The sequence below is a fragment of the Bacillus gobiensis genome (assembly GCF_001278705.1).
Lineage (GTDB): Bacteria > Bacillota > Bacilli > Bacillales > Bacillaceae > Bacillus > Bacillus gobiensis.
This window is the reverse complement of sequence record NZ_CP012600.1, coordinates 3,267,858-3,283,992: the sequence shown is the minus strand read 5'-3', so window position 1 is coordinate 3,283,992 and position 16,135 is coordinate 3,267,858. Positions and strand designations below refer to the sequence as shown.

Here is a 16,135-nt window from a genome sequence, read left to right as displayed (position 1 = left end):
TCCCAGAATATTATATTTTAAAAGAGTGAATATAGATATAGGACATTTTTACTATATTCGATGTTATGGTATGAAAATCGACATTTCTGAAAGAAAAAATCGTGTGACAATAAAAAAACATTTGTAAAGCGTTTTCAATTGTTTTATAATCGACTTAATCAAATTAATAAACCGGTTTATAAAAAGTGAGTTGAAGCAAATCGATGAATCATGTGATTGTTCCTTTAAATGTTTTTCCCAAGAATCAAGTCATAGAAAAAGGGCAGGAGTCTTTTCTTCCGCTCATCGCCCAGTCAGGAGCATATGGAGCAGAAATCCGCAGGGAACTGTTTCAAGAAGCGCAAGGTCTACCGCTTAAAAATATAAAAATCGAGTTGCAAAGGCACAGTCTGTATATCGTATACTCAGCGCCGATTGAGCTTTGGAAGGAGGGAGGAAAGCTAAACAACAGCCAGCTAGAAATGGTAATTGATGAAGCATACCGATTAGGAGCAAAGATTCTTAAACTATCATTAGGTCACTATCAAAAATCAACTTCGGACATACGTCTTCTAAAAGAAGTACTGCGGAACAGCAGAATAACAGAAAACAACCTGAAATTGTTGATAGAAAATGATCAAACGCATCATGGCGGGAATATTGACAGACTTCGCGAGTTCTTTGAAACCGTTTACGAACACAAGGTGCCAATTGAAATGACCTTTGATACCGGCAATTGGGATTATGTGAATGAATGTGGGGATCAGGCCGTACGTCAGCTGTCAAAGTATGTTGCCTATATCCATCTTAAACAGGTTGAAAGCATTGACGGTGAACGAGTTACCATACCGATTTCTTTGGAAAAATGGAGAGAGATAGAATCGTATTTTCCAAGAAAAATGTTAAAAGCGATAGAGTTTCCAATACAGTCATTGGATCAAATCAAAAAGTATATCGAAATGTTCTTGGAAAAAACGAATGAAAGTGAGGAGTCTTTGTGAATCAGTTAGATGTTATTACTTTTGGAGAAGCCATGGCTATGTTTATCGCGGATGAACCAGGATCGCTGCACAAGGTCAAGCAATTTACACGAGAGCTGGCCGGAGCTGAAACGAATGTGGCAATTGGTTTGGCAAGGCTCGGGCTTAAGTCGGGATGGGTGAGCAAGGTAGGGGAAGACGCTTTTGGAAGGTTCATCATCGATCGATTACAAGAGGAGCATGTCGATATCGGCAATGTTGAAGTGGACAACAGATACCCAACCGGATTTCAATTGAAATCGAAGGTAATCAAAGGCGATCCGGAAGTACAATATTTTCGAAAAAACTCAGCTGCAAGCCAATTAAACAAAAAGGACTTCAATAGCGCATATTTTCAATCAGCCAGCCATTTGCACATGACGGGAATACCTCTGGCAATCTCATTGCATACGAGAGAATTTGCTGAGCATGCGCTGAATTTTATGAGATCATCTGGGAAAACAGTAACATTCGATCCCAATTTGCGCCCTTCTTTATGGAATACAGAAGAAGAAATGGTAACAGTCATTAATAAAGCAGCATTTCAAGCCAATTATGTGATGCCTGGTTTGACAGAAGGGGAAATTTTGACCGGCTATAAAAATCCTAAGGATATCGCTGCCTTTTATTTAGACAGAGGGGTTGAGCTCGTCATTGTTAAGCTCGGGGAAGAAGGCGCTTATTACCAGTCGAAAAGTGAAGAAGGAATTGTAAGCGGTTTTAAAGTTCCCGAAGTCATTGATACTGTTGGGGCAGGCGACGGATTTGCTGTAGGAGTCATTAGTGGATTATTGAAACACTTGACGATAGAAGAAGCTGTAACTCGTGGAAATGCCATCGGCGCCATGGCCGTTCAATCTCAGGGAGACAACGATGGATATCCAACAAGAAATCAGCTAAACGAATTTTTAGAGAACAATAAACAGGGAGTGAACTAAGGTGAATCAACCAATTGCAAAAAAGCGATGGCTCCGATTAATCCCGGTCGTATTCATTACCTACAGCCTTGCTTACTTAGACCGTGCGAATTATGGGTTTGGCGCTGCTGCAGGACTTGCTGAAGATCTTCATATTACTCCGGCAATCTCTTCTTTACTCGGATCACTGTTTTTCTTGGGATATTTCTTTTTCCAAATTCCCGGCGCGCATTATGCTGAAAATAAAAGCGCGAAAAAGCTAATCTTCTGGTCGCTGATTTTATGGGGTGCGCTCGCCAGTTTAACAGGGATGGTATCGGACATCAGTCTCCTCTTTGGTATCAGATTTTTGCTTGGTGTTGTAGAAAGCGCTGTCATGCCGGCAATGCTCGTATTCCTTAGTCACTGGTTCACAAGTGCTGAACGATCCCGGGCAAATACCTTCTTGATTTTAGGAAATCCCGCAACGATCCTTTGGATGTCGATCGTCTCCGGATACCTATTAAATGCTTTTGGCTGGAGATGGATGTTTATTATCGAAGGTCTACCTGCGATTCTATGGGCATTTTTCTGGTGGAAACTAGTAAATGATAAGCCGAAGGACGCAAAATGGCTGAATGAAAGAGAAAGACAATTGCTTCAAGAAGAATTAGAAAAAGAACAAAAAGGGATAAAGCCTGTCAAAAATTACGGAGAAGCCTTTAAAAACAAAACGGTCATCCTGCTCAGCCTTCAATACGCACTATGGAGCATCGGCGTTTACGGGTTTGTCATGTGGCTGCCTTCCATCATTAACGCTGCTCCGAACATGGATATCGTGACAACAGGATGGCTTTCTTCTATTCCTTATATTCTTGCCATCGTATTAATGCTTGGAGCCTCCTTTTTATCAGATAAATTGTTAAATCGCGGGAGCTTTGTGTGGCCGTTTCTTTTGATTGGGGCCGTTTCGTTCTATGCTTCTTACGAAATTGGCACGAGTAACTTTTGGCTATCTTTTCTTTTGTTAGTGATTGCCGGGGGAGCAATGTACGCTCCATATGGTCCGTTTTTTGCGATTATTCCTGAAATTCTCCCGAGGAATGTAGCCGGAGGTGCTATGGCGTTAATCAATAGTATGGGGGCGTTAGGTTCTTTCGCCGGATCATACATCGTCGGGTACTTAAACGCCGCAACAGGAGGATATGGGGCGTCCTACATTTTTATGGCGGGATCACTTTTCTTTTCAGCAATTTTAACTGTGTGGGCACTGCATAAACCAAAAAAGAAGAGAGTCGCTACCCTGCCAGTACATTCAAGTTAATAGAAAAGGAGATGTTTCAAAATGCAAGTTGAAGAAATAAAACAGCGCGCGGTTGTCGCAGTGATCAGAGGTACAACACTTGATACGATTATTCCAATCGCTGAAGCCTTGAAAGCAGGTGGCGTCACAGCTTTAGAAATTACAATGGAAACGCCAAAAGCACTGGACATCATTGAGAAGCTATCGGATGAGTTGGGACCAGAAATTTTGGTTGGAGCAGGTACAGTACTTGATCCAGAAACGGCGAGAGCAGCAATCCTGTCAGGAGCACGGTTTGTTTTTTCGCCCACAGTAAGAAAAGAAACGATTGAAATGACCAAAAGGTACGGCATTATCAGTGTTGCAGGAGCCCTCACACCAACAGAAATACTGACAGCTTATGAATTTGGCGCTGATTTGATTAAAGTTTTTCCTGCAGCTGCAATGGGAGCGGAATATTTTAAAAGCATCTCCGGCCCGCTCCCGCAGATTCCGTTAATGCCAACGGGGGGCATCGATATAAATAATACAGGTACCTTTATTAAAGCGGGAGCGGCTGCAGTCGGTGTCGGAAGCACGCTTGTTAATACCAAGGAGAAATTATCAGAAGGTTATTTGCTGCAGCTTACGGATAAGGCAGAACGATTTATCAAAGAAGTAGAGCAAGCCAGAGATGGTAAAACGCTTGCAGGTCGTTTATAATTTAATAAATCGGTTTAGTTTGATCTTCTGCTACGAATAAATTGATTGAAAAAACAATGAAGGAGTTTCGTAAAATGAAAATTCAATTAGCGCTCGATCGCTTAACGATTTCTGATGCCATCCGTTTAACCGAGCAGGTCAGAGACTATGTCGATTGGATTGAGGTAGGAACTTCATTGATTAAAGAGTTTGGGGTAGCAAGCATAAAAGCCATGAAGGAAGCCTTCCCGGAAAAAGTGATTGTTGCCGATTGCAAAACGATTGATAATGCCAAATATGAATTTGAAATGTGCTATGAAGCAGGTGCTGATATTGCAACAGTAATGGGGGTCTCTCCAGCTGCCACCTTGCAAACGTGTGAAGCTACAGCGAAAAAATATGAAAAACAAATGATGATCGATTTATTGAATGTGTCAGAAGAGAGAAAGAAAAGCCTATTAATTTATCAAAACGCCATTTTTTGTGATCATGTAAGCAAGGATGAGCAGGAAATACAGGGATTGAAAAATGAAAGCAACGGATCACAATCAACTCTGAAATCCTCCGGGGTACGCTGGACGGTGGCAGGCGGAATTACATTCGATCCGATTGAAAGACTAAAAAAACTTAACCCGACTGCCGTTATTATCGGATCAGCGATAACAAAAGCAGATCAGCCGTCAGCCGCAGCTGCCCGTTTTCGAGAATTGATAGGAGGTACTCCATATGGAAACGTTAGATAGAATCATAGAAGAAATCAAATTTGTTTCAGGGAAAATTGACAAACTTCAGATCGAAAAAATGGCCGATCTCCTCGCACGTTCAGAACGAATCTTTGTCATTGGCGAGGGACGATCCGGCCTGATGGCCAAATCCTTTGCGATGCGGTTAATGCACTTAGGAGCAACGGTTTATGTAGTTGGTGAAACGATTACACCATCGATTGAAAAGAATGATGTACTTGTTGCTGTATCAGGTTCTGGTACAACGAAAAGTGTCGTTTGGACAGCAGAGAAAGCACGCTCGTTAGGATGCTTTGTGGCCGCAATAACGACCGATCCCGAATCTGAGCTCGCTTCCTACTCTTCACTAACCCTGCAAATACCGGCGGCTACTAAGTATCGTCGTGAAAATGAATTAAAAACGATCCAGCCGCTCGGTTCCTTATTCGATCAGTGCGCGCATATTGCATTTGATACGGTATGCTTGGAGTACGGAAGAAAAAACGAAGTAGGTCACGATCAGGCTTTCCAAAAACATAGTAATATGGAATAAACATACAAAAGAGAACTGACTCAGAAAGGAACAGTCTGTATCGTGTTCACTACAGGAAAAAAAGAAAGTATCAACCATCTCTAATTTGTTAATGATAGCAAAATAGGAGGTGTGATACTATGGCTCAAGATGTTCTTTGTGAAGTCAACAACTGTACGTATTGGGGTTCTGGAAACAAATGTAATGCGGATGCTATATATGTAGTTAGTAATAAAGGTAAAGAAGCATCAACTAGTGAAGAAACAGATTGTAAAACATTTAAACCAGAGCATTAATTTTTCTGAAGGTAACCAAAATCTTGGTTACCTTTTACTATTTATAGTATTGATAATAACTATCATTTTCATACAAATTACTTTTATTTTTACATCTCATTTATCACATTCGTTTGTATCTTCAGATTTATGATTTTTTCAATGATCTGTATGATGAAAGAGAAGAAACCGAAAAGGATTGATGGGATATAAGAAAACTTGGTGTGAGTTATAACATCACTAAAGGAAAAAACACACTTAATTCTTATTTTTTTATAAAAAGGTATTGATAAGCTTTCGATTTCTTTTGGAGTGTTGATCGTTGTGATTATGTCAGACAAAAACCAAAAAAACCAGCTGGTGTTTATCAATACAAATGAGATTGTGGAAACAGAATTTAGATTGGTCATTTAAAACTTATCTAGACCTAAATCGTAGAAAGTCATAAAAATTAAAGGGTGATACATATTAGTCATATATAATATGTATCGCCCTTTTACTTCTTCCACTATAAAATTATTCTGTGTTAATCTTCCAGTTGAACTTTTTGGTTATTCTTAGAATTGCCTGCATAAGCAAAAAGTGGTTCACTAAGTTTGAATTCAAAGGCTTCTCTATCAACTCTGCCAACAGTCATGTTGCTATCATAAAGCTGCAAGAGAAAATTGGCCATTTCATCGCTTGTATGGTATGTACTAAAAGTTTTGTCATAGTCATACTCGCTTGTATTGTTTGCCACTTTTCCAAATTCGGTTTTGGTTGCGGCAGGTGCCAAAACTTTAGCTTGTAATTTTGCATTGGCGGCTTTCAGTTCATGGGCCAATCCCTCGGTGAATACACTGACAAAAAACTTGGAAGCACAGTAGGTAACGGCCGTTGGCACGATTGTGTATCCGCCGACTGAAGATATATTGATTAGTTGTGTACCATCCACGTCTTTATAATCGCGCACATACAAGGATGAAAAGATAGTCAGGGCTTCCACGTTTAGGCGCAGCAATGTTTCAATCTTTTCCAAGTCTTGACTGGACACACTGTTATAGCTGCCGAAACCTGCATTATTAATCCATGTTTCGATTTGATACGGAATTAACTCTCGATAGAGTTGATGGGCGTTTTGACTAACGGATAGATCGACTGCTTTTATCACAATATCCAGCTCAGGAATTTCCTGCAAGATTTCTCTTTTCAGTTCGTTCAGGTTGTTTTCACGGCGAGCAACAAGTATGATATTTTTCTTGCGTTTTGCGAAAGCCTTAGCTGTCGCGTAACCTATACCAGAGCTTGCTCCGGTAATAACTGTATATTTCTCCTGTGTATCCATTTTAATCTTCCCCTTTAACTTGGCATACTGACCCCTAATATAAATTTGGGTAGCAAAATAATTTCAAACGTGTTTGTTTTAATGTGAGAATTTTCTCAACATTTCATTCGTGGGTATGCTTGGGCGAAACTCAAAATTATTTGCCTGTTCTATTTGCGTATTTTTGCGGGATACCTGAAGACAGTTCTTAGATTATAGTTCTACTTTATGTTATCGGACACCAAAAGCTCTTTCTAACGCAGCTGTATTCTCATAAATCTGATAACTAAGAATACGACCATTGTTAATTCGGCAAATAACTGACCACTCACTTTCGAATAAACTTCCAGTTTTTCTGACAATATGTTGAAAGGTACCCCAAGCAGCAGCCCATTCTCCCTCTCCCATAATATGATTAATTTGAAAATGTTGAGTGTCGAAAGAAGTTGCCAAAATTGCAATAAACTTTTCAACTCCCTCTTTCCCTTTAAAAGTTCCGTACAAAGGAAGCTGATCAGACGATTCCTTTCTCATAGCAATAAAGGTTGCATTTTCATCCACTAATTGAAGAGCTTTTTCCGTATCTTTACTCCATAATGCTTCAAAAAAACTTTTTACTGTTGTGGCTGCTTCTGTCATTTAAACTCCACCTCTCCTAAGTAGATATCAACTCATAAATCTACTTTAGTTGTTAGAGCGCGCTCGAAGTCAACATGTTTTTGTTTTTAGGATAATCCTAATTCGAGCTCTTTGTACAATTCGATTTTTTTATCCAGTACGTCGGAGTTTTCCTGTAAAGCTGCAATTTTCCCTCTAACTAGGACTTGATGCTCCTCAAGCATTTTCCGTCGTTCTGTTACTGTTGATTCCCCCTCACGTCGAAGATCAGAATAACGAAGCATCTGCTGAATAGACATTCCCGTCTCCCGCAAGCGAAGCAGAAAAATGATCCAACTCATGTCTTCCTCTGAGTAAAATCGCTTACCGCTTTTGTCACGTTGGATATCATGAAGAAGCCCGATTTTTTCATAATAACGTAGTGTATGAGTGGTTAATCCTGATCGGCTAGAGGCTTCTTGAATCGTAGAAAAAAGTTCTGTATTGTTCAATGTAATCAGCTCCTAAAAATTTCCTTTCTAGTAATATTAAATGTTCCTGGTATAAGAGTTAATTTTCATTCGTATTGTAACAGAATAATGATTGGGTTACCTGGAAAGACTTGAACGCTGAATAATTGTCCTGCCGGGATCGTAAAGGTAAACGGTGTCAGGACAATTGTGTTCGCCTGTTTTATTACGGATCATGGAGTTTAAGTGAAAAGGGGAAAAGTAGGATTTTAAGTAAACAAAAGTACTTAAGTTGTCTTTATGGCAGCAAACGAAAATACATAAAAACAGGGTTGGTGAGAAGAAAGAGTTTAATATTAAACAACCTTTTCCTATCGCAACAATTACTTATTTATTTTTATCTATTTAAGAAGAGCAGGCATTTCGCCTGCTCTTTTCTTTAGAGTTTCGTTAAAATCTTTCGAATATAATTTTAGATTATTCTGCAGAGAACAAGTCAGTTGAGATGTATCTTTCTCCAGTATCAGGAAGCAATACGACAATCGTTTTGCCGGCATTCTCTGGTCTTTTGGCAATCTCAACGGCCGCAAATGCCGCCGCACCAGAAGAAATTCCGACAACTAAGCCTTCACTTCTTGCCAATAATTGAGCTGTCTCAATTGCTTCTTCATTTTCCACTGTAAGAATTTCGTCAACGACAGATCCGTTATAGTTATCCGGCACAAAACCAGGGCCGATGCCTTGAATTTTGTGAGGACCCTTTTGGCCTCCGGATAATATAGGGGAACTAGTCGGTTCAACTGCAACAACTTTTACTGAGCTTTTTTTCTCTTTTAAAACTTCTCCTACTCCGCTAATCGTACCGCCGGTTCCAACACCGCCGACAAAAATATCCACTTCACCGTCAGTGTCGCGCCAAATTTCTTCCGCAGTCGTTTTTCTGTGGATTTCCGGGTTGGCCGGGTTTTTAAACTGTTGAGGTATATACGAATTTGGAGTCTCGGCAGCCAATTCTTCCGCTTTTTTGATGGCGCCTGGCATACCTTCCGGAGCTGGAGTAAGAACAAGTTCTGCACCTAAGGCCTTCATCAGCTTTCTGCGCTCAATACTAAAGTTCTCCGGAAGGATAATTTTTAGTTTATATCCAAGAGCTGCTGCTGCAAAAGCCAAGGCTACGCCAGTATTACCGCTGGTAGGTTCGATAATAACTGAATCTTTATTAATTAACCCTTTTTCTTCTGCATCTTTAAGCATTGCAAATCCAATTCTGTCTTTTACACTTCCTGCAGGATTGAAGTATTCAAGTTTGGCAATGATTTTTGTTCCTGCGTTGTTTTCTTTGTTAAAATTAGCAAGCTCCAACAACGGGGTATTACCAATCAATTGTGTAAGATTGTTTGCAATATTGGCCATTTTACTCTCCTCCATATGTAATTCTGATTATCTTTATCGGATAATTAAATATTACTACTTATTGATGGGAAATACAAATATGAATTGCTAAAAAATGATAGTGTTTAAAAACGAGCATGAATACATTTTCCTATGTATTAAAGAGGTTGATTACTATTTCGTTTTGATAAGGAAGATTTCCTTTAGGCAACTTTTCCTATTTGGTAATACTTTATTATATTTACAAAAAGGAACATCGCGAAGTCTGTGGGAATTACGCCAGAAATCTAAAAATACGAAGTGCTACCCGCTTCTCTTATTTCATTTTGATGTAGGGTTCGTCCCACGAATTTAAGTTAATAATTCTTTGAGAAACGAATGTGGTAGAACCCTACATTAATAAATCAATCTTTATTTTCCTCTGCGAGTGACACTTCGGCGGCCGTCCACACTAATTGGAACTTCGCCTTCTACAGTAACCCTTCGCACTACGCGATGTTGATCGCCATAGTCATTTATTGCGTAATGTTGTGTTGCACGATTGTCCCAAATCGCTACGTCGCCAGCTTCCCAGTGCCAACGTACAGTGTTTTCTAAAGAAATGATATGATTCTGCAAAACTGAAAATAGATGAAAAGAATCAGAGGACGACAAACCTAAAATCTTTTTTGCGAAATGCCCGAGTATTAATGTGCGTTCTCCTGTTTCTGGATGTACTTGTACAACAGGATGTTCAGTCTCGATAACAGTAGAGGTAAAGACTTCTGTAAAATGTTTTATTGCTTTTGAAGATGCTTGTGTGTGGGATCCTAAGTAATCATATTCATTGCTATGCAAGGCCCAAAGACGGTCAGCTAGATCACGTAACTCAGGAGAAAGATCTTGATAGGCCGCTGCAGTATTTGCCCAAACGGTATCTCCTCCAAAAGGTGGAACAACAACTGCACGAAGGATTGACGCTTTTGGATATGCATCAACAAATGATACATCTGTGTGCCAGGAGTTGGCTCTTCCTCCTCCATGAGAAGAATCCAGCTCGTGGATATAGTCTGTTTCTTCCCTAGTCGGTACTGTTGGATGCGAAACTAAATCTCCCAATAACTGTGCAAACGCTTCTTGGCTCTTGTCGTCAAGATGGTTTTGTCCTCGGAAGAATATCACTTTATATTTCAGCAGTGCCTGCTTTATAGCATCAATCGTTGGAGTATCAAGGTCATCAGAAAGACGAACTCCTTGTATTTCAGCTCCGATTCGTCCGGCTACAGGGTGTATTTCCAAATTTTTATCAGTTAAATTGCTTTTCTCAACTAAACTCATATTATTACCTCCTGTAATTTCCACTTCTGTGGGTGATTTAATAAAAAACACTTTTGATCATTTAAGACACTAGGTTATTCATTCATTCTTCAGAGATTCAAGAGCTCGTATATACCTGCCTCCTTTTTACTCGATGGGTTCGTTTCTGAATTAAAAGCTTGCCGTATCAGCTAATACAGCGGCATTTAGATGACTGGTTAGCAATTCGGCTTTTAAAACATAGTAAACGCATCGATTTTATAAAGATATTAGAACCTGTTTAGAAGGAAGTCAAGAAAAAATATAAATATATTTAAAAGAGTGCCCGATTTATTGAAAAATGCTTTGACAAAGATTTTTACACAAGTTATAGTGTTATTCAAATAAAACCAATAAGAATAATAAGAATTAAAATCTTGGTCTGTCCTTTAGTCTGAAAATTTTAGAAAGGGGAGCTTGTACATGAGCAAGGAGCTAGAAAATTCGATTGAAATAAAAGAACTTTTTAAAGCCTATGACGGAAAGTCGAAAGTAAATGTGTTACAAGATATTAATCTCGATATCCGTAGCGGTGAATTTTTTATATTACTCGGACCAAGTGGTTGTGGTAAATCTACGTTGTTAAATATTATTGCGGGATTTATTAGTAAATCAGGAGGGGATCTTTTTATACAGAATAAAGAAATAAGCGGACCAGGAAAAGAAAGATCAATGGTGTTTCAGCAGCCTGATGCAGCCTTGTTCCCTTGGTTAAATGTAAGAGAAAATATTGAATTTGGAATGAAAATGCAAAAGGTTAGTAAAAAAGAAAGAAGCTCTATATCGGATAAATACTTACAGTTAGTTGGATTGAGCGAGCATGAGAAAAAATTACCAGAAGAGCTTTCTGGAGGTATGAAGCAACGTGTCCAAATTGCAAGGGTGTTAGCGAATAACTCGGAAATTTTATTGATGGATGAGCCTTTTGGAGCCCTGGACGCGCAGACAAGACGTACGATACAGCAGGAATTCATTCGCATATGGCTACATACAAAGAAAACAATCATTTTTGTCACTCATGATATTCAAGAAGCCATTCTATTGGGACAAAGAATAGGCATTATGTCAAAAGGGCCTGGTTCTTTTATTGAGAGTATCTATGATGTGAAACTTCCTTACCCTCGTGATATAACATCTCAAAATTTTAACGAACATTATAAAATGATTCAGTCTCACTTTGAAATCAATTCAAATACGAATAATCGTTTTAATGTAGATGAAGTTAGCGAAATTATTTAATAGAGAAAGGAGTGGATGGGATATTGCTAATATTAGTTAAAATCAGAAATTTTATCACTTCTGAAAATATAAGGCTCGGTTTTTTGGGGTGGGTTGCCGGAATCATTATTTGGCAGATCATCTCATTGTTCTCAGAACCTGAATTTTTTCCTGGACCGTGGGAAACCTTTCTCGGCGGTATTGAGTTAGTAAGTGATGGAACCTTGCAAAATTACGCTCTTATAAGCTATGGACGTATATTAACTGGATGGACACTTGGAAGTTTAATTGGGATTCCGATCGGTTTATTAATGGGGAAATTCCGATATATTCGTTTATTGCTAGAATCGTATTTGAATTTTTTTCGATTTATACCTGCTCTCGTATTTGTAACCTTATTTATTCTTTGGTTAGGAATAGGGGAGCAATCCAAAATCGCCCTTATTACTTATACGACTCTTTTTGTAGTCACACTAAATACAATGGCCGGTGTCCTTGCCATTGATGAAAATAAATTTCGAGCGGCAAGATCAATGGGGGCAACGGAGGTACAGATATTACTACATGTAATTCTTCCCGCGACCGTCCCTTATATATTTAATGGAATTCGTTTAGCAATGGGGAACTCTTTTATGGCGATTGTCGGGGCAGAAATGTTAGCAGCAAAAGAGGGAATTGGGTATTTAATTTGGACTTCCAGATTATATTTGAAAACCGATTGGATATTTGCTGGCATAATCACACTCGGCTTAATGGGATTTTTTATGGATAAAGTTCTGACAAACGCAGGCAGTTTATTGTTGAAAAAATACGGTGTGCGTAAAGCAAGCATTAATAAGAGAGAATTTGGTCAACAAGCCTCCTAAAAAGAAAGGATATTGATAATGAAATCAAAAAAATATCTTCCTAAAATTCTTTTTTCTTTCATAATCATTCTCTCATTTATTCTCGGTGGATGCGGTCAATCAACATCAGGGGATAAAGGAAATGATAGTAAAGGACAGAAAGTTTCTATAGCTCTGGATTCCGGTGTATTTTCAATTCCATTTCGTGTAGCGGGGGATCAAGGATTCTTTGAAAAACATGGGGTTAATGCGGAATTTTCTACTTATTCGTTTGGGATAGATACGTTAAACACTGTTATTTCGAAACAAGCTGATATTGGGATTGCAATGGACTACGCAGCATTAACCCGATTAGGAAAGGGAGATTTGAAAATTATTTCACGTTTTTCTTTACCTAATCCCAGTCGTTCACAATTCATTGTTAAAGATCGTATTAATAAACCAGAGGATTTGAAAGGCAAACGTTTAGGGGTACAAAACGGCACTGCAAATGAATACATTTGGGCAAGATATTTAGAGAAATTTAATTTGAAAAAAAGTGATGTAACGTTTTTACCATTGACCTCAACAGCAGAAATGTATGCAGCTTTTGAAAGAGGAGAGATAGATGGTGCCTGGTTTGAGGGTTCTTTTCTTGCCAGGGCTAAAGAGGTTGAAGAAACAAAAGTTTTGAATGACCTTAACGATATTGATTTTGCAATGAGGGGCTATGTAGTTGCTAGTGAAGATTTTGCACAAAATAAAGTAGCGGTTAAGAACATTTTGAAAGCTTTAAATGAAGCAAATCCATATATAAAGGAACACCCGGATCATGCAGCTGATTTAGCTTTTAAAGAATTGAAATTACCTGCAGATAAAGTTCAAGAAGAATTAAAAAAAGATTGGGTGTTTGATATTGCGTTTACTCAAGATGATATAAATCATTTACAAGATATTTTGGAATGGACTCAAAAAAACGCGTTAATAAAGGAAAAGTTTGATATTGAGGATAAAACCGCAATTGATCCTTTAAAGGAAGAATATCCAGATAAAACAAAGCAGCTTGAAAAATAAATTAATTGTTATGTAAACTAGAGCCCTTTTGTATAAGGGCTTTTAGTTTGATCGATTATTCTAATGTGTCTTTCCGGTTTTTATAAGTTCCACAATCATTTATCTTGATTATCCTCGGTGCTCTCACTTTCCTGTTCGGACGGATCGCGCTGCGGCTCAATGTCATCGTTCTGCTGCTCTTTCTTTTTCTGCTCAATTGAGTCATTTTGTTTGTCTGGATTTTTTTCACTCATGGATGCACACCTCTTTTCGTATTTAGTAATGCTTTACCCGGAATAATGAGTAATAAACGGTTTTCTCTTTTTGAAATCTATTAGGAAAAAAGCAGGGTATTAATAAGGGGAGGTTCCTTATAAAAAAGGGTATTATGAACCCGAGGTAATTAAAACAGAAAAAAACAGGCTCCTATATGATAGGAACCTGCCTGATGAATATTACTTAACAACCGAAGCTCCAATTAAGGATTTAGGCGCTTCACCGAGAGCTAATTTACAAATGTTAGCGTACCCAATCTCTTGATAGTTTTCAGTTAATAATTGTTTTAATACCGAGAAACCACGAGCATTTTTTAAACCGCTTAATTCTTTTTTATAAAGGTCAATCACAAATTCATCGATACATTTTGGTGAGTATTTATCAGGGTTTACATTTAATAGCAAGCAGCCCATATAATGAAACTTAAACTGGAGCTGGCGCGTAAGATGTATTAAGTGAACAAACCTGTCAAAAAGATCAGGGTGAGCTGTCTTGAACTCTTCAACGGCCAGTTTAGTCGTTTGCAAGTCACTCATAGAAGCGATAGTCATAAACAATACCTCCCTTTTACAACTGGAAAAGCCACCGGATCAATCCCATGGCTTTTTAACTGTAATAAATTGCGCCAGTTCCCGGCTTTTTTCTCTTCTTAGTTTGCGGATTTCTGCTCGCTCTTTTCCCGTTTCATAAAGATATTGTTCTTCTTCTGTCTCCGGGATAATGCTTGGAACTTCAATCGGCTTTTTGTTTTCGTCCAGTGCGACGAATGTTAAAAATGCCGTTGCAGCTATACGTCGTTCCCCGCTCATCATATCTTCAGCGATAACCTTGCAAAAGATTTCCATGGAGCTTCTTCCGGTATAGGAAACAAAAGATTCGATACAAACTGAATCTGATTGACGAATAGGGTGCAAGAAATCTATGGAGTCTGTTGATGCTGTCACACATTCTTTCACTCTAGCGTGTCTACGGGCAGAAAGTGTTGCACATCCATCTAATTTTTTCATCAGAACTCCGCCGAAAAGAGTATAATAGTTATTTAAATCGCTAATTAACACTTGATCAGTGTTTACGATACGTGTTTCAGACGTTTTTCTTGCCGTTGCTATTGCCATTGTATGACACCTTCTTCTTTGTGTTCTCAGGAGAAATCATATTTATCTACATAAAAAGTGTACTCCTTTCACTTTTTAGTGTAAAATGGTTAAAATTTATCTTGAACATAACTAATAATTATGTAAACGCTATCAAAATCCCTTATTTGGTTATAAAAAAAGCACCTTCGTATTAGGAAGGAGTGCTCAATGGTTATCGTATTTTAAAGAAATTCGATCTTTTGTGAACTGAAGGAATTCCTTTGCGACATAGGAAATATAATAATCTTTTTTCCAAATGATTGCTAAATCCCAGCTGATTGACGGATCCGTAACTTTTACTGCCTTCACACGTTCATCAAGATATTCGCAAGTGCTTTTAGGGAGTAAGGTGACTCCTAATTTGCTAGCGACCATTTCTTCAATAAATTCCCATTGTGAGCTTTCCGAGATGATGCTTGGTTTAAATCCTGACTTAGTGCATGCAGCAACAATTCGATCTCGTAGCGCAAAGTCTTTATTAAAAAAGACAAAGTTTTCATGCTCAAGTTCAGCCATCGGAATTTTCGTTTTATCCGCCAATCGATGTTCCGAATCGACGATCAGCATTAACTCTTCCTTCATGAAAGGATGGCAATCAAATAATTCCTGATTTGTCGGAAGAACAATCACACCGAAATCAAGCTTGTCGTCTATAATATTCTCTTCAATTTTTTTTGAACCGTCTTCAACTAACTCGAAGGTGATACCGGGATATTCTTTATGGAATTGCCCCATAATTGTTGAGAAAAACAAAGAATTAATGAGCGGAGGCAAGCCAATTCGAATATGGCCTTTTTTTAAATGAGAAATATTTTCCAGCTCTGTCTCCAATTGATGAAAGGCTTTATCAATGATTTTTGCCTGCTCATATAGAACACGTCCGGCATCAGTCAAAGTTAATTTTTTCCGCGAACGATTGAAAAGGACAACTCCGAGCTCTTCCTCTAAATTTTTAATCATTTTGCTAATGGCCGGCTGCGTGACAAACAAATGGTCAGCTGCGCGGGTAAAGCTATTTAAACGGGCAACTTCGATAAAATACTGTAGCTGTTTGATATCCAATACTTTCACCTGCTTGCAAACGGAAATTTATACAATAAAGTACCAATCGTTATTATGAAAAA

General features: G+C 38.5%; 19 protein-coding genes. 10 read left to right on the top strand and 9 right to left on the bottom strand.

The annotated features are described in order from the left end of the window. Window positions 1-203: 203 nt before the first annotated feature. The 7 genes from AM592_RS16480 to AM592_RS23480 all read left to right on the top strand — a co-directional run bounded on the left by AM592_RS16480 (window position 204) and on the right by AM592_RS23480 (window position 5,428). On the top strand, window positions 204-980 hold the full coding sequence (locus AM592_RS16480; RefSeq protein ID WP_053604815.1) for a sugar phosphate isomerase/epimerase family protein: 777 nt from the start codon (window positions 204-206) through the stop codon (window positions 978-980). Further along, the gene (locus AM592_RS16475; protein WP_082364118.1) at window positions 977-1,936 is read left to right on the top strand and encodes a sugar kinase; all 960 of its coding nucleotides are present in this window, start codon (window positions 977-979) and stop codon (window positions 1,934-1,936) included. Before AM592_RS16480 ends, AM592_RS16475 begins: the two co-directional genes overlap by 4 nt. A 1-nt stretch (window position 1,937) precedes the next feature. Beyond that, the gene (locus AM592_RS16470) at window positions 1,938-3,218 is read left to right on the top strand and encodes an MFS transporter (protein ID WP_053604814.1); all 1,281 of its coding nucleotides are present in this window, start codon (window positions 1,938-1,940) and stop codon (window positions 3,216-3,218) included. Window positions 3,219-3,239: 21 nt separating this feature from the next. Continuing rightward, on the top strand, window positions 3,240-3,899 hold the full coding sequence (locus AM592_RS16465) for a bifunctional 4-hydroxy-2-oxoglutarate aldolase/2-dehydro-3-deoxy-phosphogluconate aldolase (protein WP_053604813.1): 660 nt from the start codon (window positions 3,240-3,242) through the stop codon (window positions 3,897-3,899). A 74-nt stretch (window positions 3,900-3,973) separates the two neighbouring features. Then, entirely contained in the window at window positions 3,974-4,621 is a 648-nt protein-coding gene (hxlA, locus tag AM592_RS16460) for a 3-hexulose-6-phosphate synthase (RefSeq protein WP_053604812.1), read from the top strand. Next, entirely contained in the window at window positions 4,605-5,153 is a 549-nt protein-coding gene (gene hxlB, locus AM592_RS16455) for a 6-phospho-3-hexuloisomerase (RefSeq protein WP_053604811.1), read from the top strand. Before hxlA ends, hxlB begins: the two co-directional genes overlap by 17 nt. A 119-nt stretch (window positions 5,154-5,272) precedes the next feature. Further along, on the top strand, window positions 5,273-5,428 hold the full coding sequence (locus AM592_RS23480) for a DUF1540 domain-containing protein (RefSeq protein ID WP_082364115.1): 156 nt from the start codon (window positions 5,273-5,275) through the stop codon (window positions 5,426-5,428). Window positions 5,429-5,933: 505 nt separating this feature from the next. Here the strand turns inward: AM592_RS23480 and AM592_RS16450 are convergent. The 5 genes from AM592_RS16450 to AM592_RS16430 form a co-directional block, all read right to left on the bottom strand. Beyond that, on the bottom strand, window positions 5,934-6,731 hold the full coding sequence (locus AM592_RS16450; protein ID WP_053604810.1) for an SDR family NAD(P)-dependent oxidoreductase: 798 nt from the start codon (window positions 6,729-6,731) through the stop codon (window positions 5,934-5,936). A 210-nt stretch (window positions 6,732-6,941) separates the two neighbouring features. Then, window positions 6,942-7,349: a nuclear transport factor 2 family protein gene (locus tag AM592_RS16445; protein ID WP_053604809.1), complete on the bottom strand. Its 408-nt coding sequence runs from the start codon at window positions 7,347-7,349 to the stop codon at window positions 6,942-6,944. A gap of 86 nt (window positions 7,350-7,435) precedes the next feature. Beyond that, window positions 7,436-7,819 (bottom strand): MerR family transcriptional regulator, encoded by a 384-nt coding sequence (locus tag AM592_RS16440; RefSeq protein WP_053604808.1) that lies wholly within the window; start codon window positions 7,817-7,819, stop codon window positions 7,436-7,438. Between the two features lie 435 nt (window positions 7,820-8,254). Beyond that, on the bottom strand, window positions 8,255-9,190 hold the full coding sequence (gene cysK / locus AM592_RS16435; RefSeq protein ID WP_053604807.1) for a cysteine synthase A: 936 nt from the start codon (window positions 9,188-9,190) through the stop codon (window positions 8,255-8,257). Between the two features lie 390 nt (window positions 9,191-9,580). Next, the gene (locus tag AM592_RS16430; RefSeq protein WP_053604806.1) at window positions 9,581-10,486 is read right to left on the bottom strand and encodes a TauD/TfdA dioxygenase family protein; all 906 of its coding nucleotides are present in this window, start codon (window positions 10,484-10,486) and stop codon (window positions 9,581-9,583) included. 441 nt (window positions 10,487-10,927) lie between these two features. On the opposite strand from AM592_RS16430, the gene AM592_RS16425 reads away from it, so the two are divergent. The 3 genes from AM592_RS16425 to AM592_RS16415 are packed head-to-tail and all read left to right on the top strand — an operon-like array spanning window position 10,928 to window position 13,620. Next, window positions 10,928-11,743, top strand: coding sequence for an ABC transporter ATP-binding protein (locus AM592_RS16425; protein WP_053604805.1), 816 nt, complete (start codon window positions 10,928-10,930; stop codon window positions 11,741-11,743). A 23-nt stretch (window positions 11,744-11,766) separates the two neighbouring features. Continuing rightward, a complete protein-coding gene (locus AM592_RS16420; protein ID WP_225970251.1) occupies window positions 11,767-12,588 on the top strand; it encodes an ABC transporter permease in 822 nt (273 codons plus the stop codon). Between the two features lie 18 nt (window positions 12,589-12,606). After that, on the top strand, window positions 12,607-13,620 hold the full coding sequence (locus tag AM592_RS16415; RefSeq protein ID WP_053604804.1) for an ABC transporter substrate-binding protein: 1,014 nt from the start codon (window positions 12,607-12,609) through the stop codon (window positions 13,618-13,620). Between the two features lie 95 nt (window positions 13,621-13,715). On the opposite strand, the gene AM592_RS23820 is transcribed toward AM592_RS16415, so the two are convergent. The 4 genes from AM592_RS23820 to cidR form a co-directional block, all read right to left on the bottom strand. Then, on the bottom strand, window positions 13,716-13,853 hold the full coding sequence (locus AM592_RS23820; RefSeq protein ID WP_098945253.1) for a 3-methyladenine DNA glycosylase: 138 nt from the start codon (window positions 13,851-13,853) through the stop codon (window positions 13,716-13,718). 201 nt (window positions 13,854-14,054) lie between these two features. Then, window positions 14,055-14,426, bottom strand: coding sequence for a hypothetical protein (locus AM592_RS16410; protein ID WP_053604803.1), 372 nt, complete (start codon window positions 14,424-14,426; stop codon window positions 14,055-14,057). 39 nt (window positions 14,427-14,465) lie between these two features. Further along, a complete protein-coding gene (locus AM592_RS16405) occupies window positions 14,466-14,990 on the bottom strand; it encodes an acyl-CoA thioesterase (protein ID WP_053604802.1) in 525 nt (174 codons plus the stop codon). Window positions 14,991-15,176: 186 nt separating this feature from the next. Beyond that, window positions 15,177-16,073: a cidABC operon transcriptional activator CidR gene (cidR, locus tag AM592_RS16400; protein ID WP_053604801.1), complete on the bottom strand. Its 897-nt coding sequence runs from the start codon at window positions 16,071-16,073 to the stop codon at window positions 15,177-15,179. Window positions 16,074-16,135 lie beyond the last annotated feature (62 nt).